Consider the following 8,374-nt stretch of genomic DNA (forward strand, 5'->3'; position numbering starts at 1 on the left):
GCATGTCGGTTCACCGCTCGACCACCCCGCGGACGCAGCGCCGAGCCGTCTCTCGTCCCACGGGTGTCGCCATGGGTGTGAACGAGACACCGGGAGATCGAGTCCGGCTGCGTCCGAACGTTTTCGACGCCCGGACCCGCTGTTGTCGTGCGGCCACGCGCGAATGTGGACGGTGGTCACCTATCTCCGAATTGTCCCTTCTCCGCCGATGCTGTCGAGGGGTCTCACAGTCTCCGCCGGTGGTGGGTCCATGCATGTCATGGTCCGGGTGCTTAAACTGATGCGAGTGCAGCAACCTCTCGCGACAGTGTTCGTCGGTCGCGACGCCGAGGTCGCGGCTCTGGTCTCGGGTGGGCGTACCGCGCTCGCGGGACGCGGTGCCGTGGTCGTGGTGGAAGGCGAAGCCGGTATCGGCAAGACCACGCTGCTCGGCGCCGCCGCCCGGCAGTTCGCCGAACTGGGGTTGCAGGTACGGACGAGTCGCGCGAGAGAACTCCAGCAGGATGTCCCGTTCGCGGCGTTGGCCACCTGGCTCGTCACCGGGGATCTACCCGCCGATTCCGATCCGATCCGGACCCTGCTCGACGGCGCGGACCAGGCCGGAGACGCCGCGGCCACGCACGAATTCGCCCTCGCCGAACTCCTGCTCGAACAGATCCGTGACTGGTGCGCGGAGCAACCCGTCGCATTGCTGCTCGACGACGTCCACTGGGCCGACCGCTCCAGTCTGGCCGTGCTGCACCAGCTGTGCACACTCGCCGATCGGTTGCCGCTGGTACTGGTGTTGTCGACCCGCCCGTTCACCTCCGACCCGGCCTTCGCGGTGCTGACCGCCACCTTGACCGCCTGCGCCGCCTCCACCATCCGGCTGGGCGCGCTGCCCGACGCGGCGGCGACGACCATGGTCCGGGAGATGGTCGGCGCGGTGCCGCCGCCGGCGCTGCTGCGCCAGGTCGCCCGAGCGTACGGGCATCCGCTGCACATCACGGAGCTGGTGGCCGCGTCACTGTTGGATCCCGACGGCGACGTGAAGCTTACGACCGGTTCCGCTCGGCAGCCGGTCGGCTCCCTGGCGGAGGCGATCTGGCGCCGGGCCGAATCGCTGTCGCGGCCGACCCGCGACCTGTTGCCCATGGCCGCGGCACTGGGCCCGAAGGTCGATGTCGTGGAACTCGCCGCGGTGCTGGACGGCCACATCATGGAAGTGTGGAGCGCGGTGACCGAGGCGACGGACGCCGGACTGCTCACCATGGTCGATTTCGAGCTCGCCTTCCGCCACGATCTGATCCGGCACGTGCTGGCGGAGCGATTACCCGCCTCCCTGCGCTCGGATCTGCTGCGCCGGGCCGGGCGTGTGCTGCAGACCACGGGCGCACCGATAGAACGGGTCGCCTACTACCTGTCGATCGGCGGCCGGGATCTCGAGCCGGCGAGTCTGCAATGGCTGCTCTCGGTATCCGACGCATTGATTGTGCGCGCCCCGGAACTGGCGATGCGCCTGCTGACCCGCATAGTCGATACAGCCGGGCTCGACACGGCGACCCGCGCCGCCCTGATCCGGATGCGGACCCGCGCGCTGCTGTGGAACGGCCGGACCGACCAGGCCGAGGCCACGCTGCGAGTGGCGTTGCGACATCGGCCCGAGCACGCCGACGACCCGGGTCTGCGCTGGTTGCTGGCCCATGTATGCCATGTCCAGGGACGATTGGCCGAGGCCGTCGAAGTAGCCGAGACCGCGCTGCACACGCTGGATCTCGGCGACGCCGACGCGGCGCGTTTCCTGGGCCTGTGCGCGCTGGACAATTTCTTCCTCGAACGGTTCGCCGAGGCCGAACAGGCCGGGTTGCGCGCGGTCGCGCTGGGACGGAAGTCGGGCAACTCCCTGGCCACCGGGTACGGGCTGATGGCTCTGGGCGCCGTGCGCTACACCCAGGGATATCTCGACGAAGCGCTGGAGATCAGTACCGAGTCGCTCACGGTGTTACAGGACGGCGCCGGCTCGGACCAGATCGATCCGTACGTGCTGTACGCGCACTGCCTGATCGAGCTCGACCGCCCGGCCGCGGCCCTGGAGGCCCTGCAGACCGCCATCGGCCATAACCGCCGGATGCACGGCGTCTACCTGGCGCCCAACCTCATGGCCAAAGCGCGCATGTTCCTACTGAACGGGCGCTGGGACGAAGCGATCGCGGAGTGCCGGGCGTGCCTGGAGGCCGCCGATGTGCTCGGTTACGCGCCGGTCGCCCACAGTGTGATGGCGCTGATCGGGATGCACCGCGGCGCGCCGCCGCCCGGGGACGCGCTGGTCCCGGATGATCGCTTGGGTACCGCCGGATACGGGTACATGCAACCATGGGTCACCGCCTTGGTACACGAAACCCGGGGCAACCCGGAACCGGCGCTGCGGTTGCTCGTCGAGACCCACGCGAAGCTCGCCGGAGGTATGAGCGCCTCCACTCTCCACTACATCCTTCCTGATATTGCCCGCTTGGCCTTCGACGCCGGCGACACGGAGGCGCTGCACGGCGCGCGGAGGGCGGCCGACGAACTGGTGGCCAAGCAGCGGACCGCCGCCCGCTCGGGTATCGCGCAGCTGTGCCGTGGGCTGGCTGATCGCGACCCCGACGCGCTCTTGGCCGCCGCGCGGGAATTCGCGCACTGTGATTGGCCGCTCTACGAAGCCCAGGCCTACGAGGATGCGGCGATCGTGCTGGCCGCGGGCGGTCGAGGGGCCGACGCGCGGGAGGCGCTCGAATCCGCCGTCCAGCTGTATACCCGGCTGAGCGCTTCGTGGGATACCGCCCGCGCGGTGGCCCGGATCCGGCGTTACGGAATCCGCCGGGGCGTGCGGGGCCCGCGCAATCGCCCGAAAACGGGCTGGGCGTCGCTGACCGAGACCGAACGATCCGTGGCGGTCCAGGTGGCGGGCGGCTCCTCGAACGCCGATATCGCGGCGCAGATGTTCCTGTCGCGACGCACCGTCCAATCGCATGTGTCGAGCATTCTGGCCAAACTCGGCGTGCGCTCACGGCGGGATATCGCCGCCGCCATGACGGCCGCGGGCCGCTGAATCCGGCGGTCCACTCTTTCCACAAGTGCGCGGTCGCGCGGAAGTTGTGCACAGCTTCGATTCGAGCCCCCCGTCGCCCCGCCGGGCCGGTGACCATGGGTACGTCCCCGGAAGCACCGGGCGAACGGAGGGGCGAAAATGTACGAAGCAGTGGCGACCGTGGTCGGTACGGTGGTGACCGAACCGGTGCGACGAGAAGTGCCCAGCGGCGAGCAGATGATCAGCTTCCGGTTGGCGAGTACCGCGCGGCGGCTGGATCGCGAAACCGGTGAATGGGTGGACAACGGGACGCTCTTCCTCACGGTGAGCTGCTGGCGGCGGTTGGTGGCCGGGGTGGACGCGTCGATCCATCGGGGTGATCCGGTGATCGTGCAGGGGCAGCTGCGGTCGAACGAGTACCACACCCGGGAAGGCGCCCAGCGTCGCGATCTGGAGATGCGAGCGCATACCCTGGGGCCGGACCTCGCCCGCTGCACCGCCCGGGTGGAGCGCCGACGGACCGGGCATCCGGCCACGACCGGGAATATATCCATCGGTCCCGGCGCTGCGACTGCCGAAACCGGGGCGGTGGGGGAACTGAACGATCCGATGGTGGAGCAGCCGGCGCGCGACGAGGAGCCCGTGAACGCCGACGTGTGAAACCGCACCGATGTTTGACGGATAGGGTGATCGCTATGGCTGAGTTCATCTACCAAATGAAGAAGGTTCGTAAGGCGCACGGCGACAAGGTCGTGCTCGACGATGTCACCTTGAACTTCCTTCCCGGCGCCAAGATCGGCGTTGTCGGTCCGAATGGCGCCGGTAAATCCAGCGTGCTGAAGATCATGGCCGGATTGGACCAGCCGAACAACGGCGAGGCCTTTCTCGCGCCGGGCGCCTCGGTCGGGATCCTGCAGCAGGAACCGCCGCTGAACGAGGAGAAGACCGTCCGCGGCAATGTCGAGGAGGGGCTCGGCGAGATCAAGGTCGCACTCGACCGGTTCAACGAGATCGCCGAACTCATGGCCACCGATTACTCCGACGAGCTCATGGACGAAATGGGCAAACTGCAGGAGGAGCTCGACCACGCCGATGCCTGGGACCTGGACTCCCAGCTGGAGCAGGCGATGGACGCGCTGCGTTGCCCGCCGCCGGATGAGCCGGTGACCAACCTCTCCGGTGGTGAGCGCCGCCGGGTGGCCCTGTGCAAACTGCTGCTCAGCAAGCCTGACCTGCTGCTGCTCGACGAGCCCACCAACCATCTTGACGCCGAGAGCGTGCTCTGGCTCGAACAGTTCCTCGCGCAGTACCCGGGCGCGGTCCTGGCGGTCACCCACGACCGGTACTTCCTGGACAATGTCGCCGGCTGGATTCTCGAGCTCGACCGCGGCCGGGCCATCGGCTACGAGGGCAACTACTCCACCTATCTGGAGAAGAAGGCCGAGCGGCTCGCGGTTCAGGGCAAGAAGGATCAGAAGCTGCAGAAGCGGCTCAAGGACGAACTCGCCTGGGTCCGGTCGGGCGCCAAGGCGCGCCAGGCGAAGAACAAGGCGCGTCTGGGCCGCTACGAGGAGATGGCCGCCGAGGCGGAGAAGATGCGGAAGCTGGACTTCGAGGAGATCCAGATCCCGGCCGGTCCGCGACTGGGCAGTGTGGTGGTCGAGGTGGAGCACCTGGACAAGGGCTTCGGCGATCGGCAGCTGATCAAGGATCTGTCGTTCACCCTGCCGCGCAACGGCATCGTGGGCGTCATCGGGCCCAACGGTGTCGGTAAGACCACGCTCTTCAAGACCATCGTGGGCCTGGAAGAGCCGGACAGTGGCACGGTGAAAGTCGGCGATACCGTCAAACTGAGCTACGTGGACCAGTCCCGCGCCGGTATCGACCCCACGAAGACCGTATGGCAGGTGGTTTCGGACGGGCTCGATTACATCGAGGTCGGCCAGCAGGAGATGCCCTCGCGCGCCTATGTGAGTGCCTTCGGGTTCAAAGGTCCGGACCAGCAGAAGCCGGCCGGGGTGCTCTCCGGTGGTGAACGCAACCGGTTGAACTTGGCGCTCACCCTGAAACAGGGCGGCAACCTGATCCTGCTCGACGAGCCCACCAACGACCTCGACGTCGAAACCCTGGGGTCGCTGGAGAACGCATTGGAGCAGTTCCCGGGCTGTGCCGTGGTCATTTCCCACGACAGGTGGTTCCTGGACCGTACCTGTACGCATATCCTCGCCTGGGAAGGTGATGCCGACAACGAGGCCAAGTGGTTCTGGTTCGAGGGCAACTTCGAAGCATACGAGGCCAACAAGATCGAGCGACTCGGCCAGGAAGCCGCGCGGCCGCATCGAGTGACACATCGCAAGCTGACCCGCGGGTAACGCCGCGAGACTTTTCCCGCTGCCCGGCTTCGGGTCTACCCTCGGGGTCGGTGTCGGTGTGTCCGAGAGCAATACCGGATTCAAGGGAGTGGGAAATGACGGTCTCGTCCGAATTGTCCAGTGAGGCATGGGCTGCCGAGCTGCCGGACACGTTACGCGCCGACCTCGGCACCTTGGAGGACGGCTATTTCCGGCATGTAGAGACCGACGACGCCGATTGTGAGATCACCGCACCGACCCTGACCTTCCGTGCCCATCTGACACTGGCCCTGACCCGGCAACCGGGTCAGGGTCTGGTCCGGGTCCACCACCCCGACGACGGGTCCGGGCTGGGCGCCGCGGTACAGATCGTCACGGACGATATGCCCATGCTGGTCGATTCGGTGACGGCACTCTTCGGCCGGATGGGCGGCACCATCAGCGAGGTCATCCACCCCATCTTCACGGTGGAACGGGATTCCGGCGGCACCCTCACCGCGGCTCGCCTGCACGAGGCCGACCTGCGGCGCGACGGCACCGGGGACGGTCGCGAATCCTGGATCCACCTGCAACTCCACCCGGCGACGAGCGCCCAGCTTCTCGACGATATCGCCGCCGCCGTGCCGGACGTCATCAAGGATGTGCGGCAGGTGAGCAGCGATACCGAGGCGATCCACGCCATCGTCGACGAATTGGCGACCCGGCTGGAACAGGCCGGCGATTCCGCGGCCGCGGCCGAAGCCGATATCGAACCCGCCGACTGCGCCCGCCTGCTGCGATGGCTGGCCGACGACAACTTCACCATGCTCGGATACGCGCGCTACCGGCTCGAACCGGGTGCGGAACTGCCGGTCCCGGTGGCCGATTCCGAGCTGGGCGTGCTGCACCCCGGCACCGCAACCGGTTTCCAGGTCCCGATCACCGCAGGCGCCCGGCCGCTGCTGCGGATGACCCAGGGACTGATCCCGGTCACCATGCAGCGCGCGGTGTACCCGTACTACATCGGCGTCGCCGATCTGGACAGCGCGGGCGAGGTCCGGGGGGAGCACCTGTTCGTCGGTGTTTTCACAGTCACCGCGCTGCACGAGAATGTGCTGGACATACCGGTGGTAGGGCAGCGGGTCCGCGCCGCCATCACCGACAGCGGATTCGAGCTCGACTCCTTCTCCGGCCAGGCCATGCTCGAAGTGATGCAGGGCTTCCCGCGTACCGAACTGTTCTCCTCCGACGCCGCGACCCTGCGCCGGACGGCCACCGCGGTACTCAATGTCGGTTTGCGGCGGCAGGTGCGGCTGTTCCTGCGGGTCGATCCCTACGGCCGGTTCGTCGCCGCCATGGTGTACCTGCCCCGTGACCGCTACACCACCGCGGTCCGCCTGGAAATGCAGGACATCCTGGTCCGAGAGCTCGGCGGCGCATCGATCGACTACTCCGCCCGGGTGAGCGAAAGCGAACTCGCCAGCGTCTACTTCACCATCCGGATGCCGGGCGCCGAGACCACGGAACCGGTGGGTGCTGCCGAGGAGATCTCCGAGGACGAACGGCGGCGGATCCAGAACCTGCTCGCCGAGGCCAGCCGCACCTGGGACGACCATCTCAACGACGCCGTGAACGCGTCGACGGTGCTCGATCCGCGGATCGTGCGCCGCTACTGCGAAGCGTTCCCCGAAGGCTACAAACAGGATTTCAGCGCACGGCGCGCGCTGGCCGATATCGATCGCCTGGAGCGGTTACGTCCGGGAAGTATCGATCAGCACCTGTACCGGGTGGCCGGCGCGCCCGCGGGCTCCTGGCGCTTCACCCTGTACATCGGCGGCTCCGGAATCTCGCTCAGCCAGGTACTTCCGGTGCTGCAGAGCCTCGGGGTCGAGGTGCTCGACGAACGCCCGTACCGGATCAGGCGGGAACGCGACGGCCACGACGCCGAGGAACGCTGGATCTACGATTTCGGCCTGCTGGCGAGCCACGAACTGCTGCGCGGCGCGCTCGACCAGGACCTCGACGCCGAACTGCTGGAGGTGGCGCCCGATACGCTCGCGGCGCCCAAGGGCAAGGTCGCCGCCGCCGACCGGGTGCGCGACCGGTTCACCGCCGCCTTCGACGCGCTCTGGTACGGCCGGGCCGAAGCCGACGGCCTGAACGAGCTGGTGTTGCGGGCCGGATTGTCCTGGCGGGCGGTCGCCGTGCTGCGAACCTACGCGAAGTACCTACAGCAGGCCGGTTTCCCGTACAGCCAGGTCAATATCGCCCGTGTTCTGCACACCTACCCCGATGCGGCGAAACTGTTCGCGCAGTTGTTCACCGCCCGGTTCGATCCGGACAGCCACTCCACCGAACAGGCCGCCGAGCTCGAAGAGTGCCTGCACGAACGGATCGATCAGGTCGTGAGCCTGGACGCGGACCGCATCCTGCGGGCCATCCTCGGCCTGATCCGTGCCACCCTGCGCACCAACTACTACGTCATCGATCCCGAAGGCGCTCCCCGAGATTTCATCTCGGTGAAGGTGGAACCGCAGGAGATCGCCGAACTGCCGCAGCCGCGGCCGAAGTACGAGATCTTCGTGTATTCGCCGCGGGTGGAGGGTGTGCATCTGCGGTTCGGTGCGGTGGCGCGTGGTGGTTTGCGGTGGTCGGATCGGTTGGAGGATTTCCGGACCGAGATTCTGGGTCTGGTGAAGGCGCAGGCGGTGAAGAACGCGGTGATCGTGCCGGTGGGTGCGAAGGGTGGTTTCGTGGTGAAACGCCCGCCGGCCGCCACCGGCGACGCCGCGACCGACCGGCAGGCCCGGATGACCGAGGGTATCGAGTGCTACCGCACCTTCATCTCCGGTCTGCTGGATATCACCGACAACGTCGACCTCGCCGGTGGGCAGGTATTGCCGCCGGAGCGGGTGGTGCGTCGTGATGGTGATGACACGTATTTGGTGGTGGCGGCGGACAAGGGTACGGCGACGTTTTCCGATATTGCGAATGA

The 8,374-nt window shown here is 67.4% G+C and carries 4 protein-coding genes; all 4 read left to right on the top strand.

The window, feature by feature from the left end; all coding sequences use genetic code 11:
- Positions 1-286 precede the first annotated feature (286 nt).
- On the top strand, positions 287-3,070 hold the full coding sequence (locus AB0H42_RS15300; RefSeq protein ID WP_357055559.1) for an AAA family ATPase: 2,784 nt from the start codon (positions 287-289) through the stop codon (positions 3,068-3,070).
- Positions 3,071-3,208: 138 nt separating this feature from the next.
- The gene (locus AB0H42_RS15305; RefSeq protein ID WP_357055562.1) at positions 3,209-3,709 is read left to right on the top strand and encodes a single-stranded DNA-binding protein; all 501 of its coding nucleotides are present in this window, start codon (positions 3,209-3,211) and stop codon (positions 3,707-3,709) included.
- 35 nt (positions 3,710-3,744) lie between these two features.
- On the top strand, positions 3,745-5,421 hold the full coding sequence (ettA, locus tag AB0H42_RS15310; protein WP_357055565.1) for an energy-dependent translational throttle protein EttA: 1,677 nt from the start codon (positions 3,745-3,747) through the stop codon (positions 5,419-5,421).
- A gap of 95 nt (positions 5,422-5,516) precedes the next feature.
- Positions 5,517-8,374 (top strand): NAD-glutamate dehydrogenase domain-containing protein (locus tag AB0H42_RS15315; protein ID WP_357055568.1); only part of this gene is annotated, 2,858 nt, incomplete at its 3' end.

The sequence above is a fragment of the Nocardia sp. NPDC050799 genome (assembly GCF_040654015.1).
Lineage (GTDB): Bacteria > Actinomycetota > Actinomycetes > Mycobacteriales > Mycobacteriaceae > Nocardia.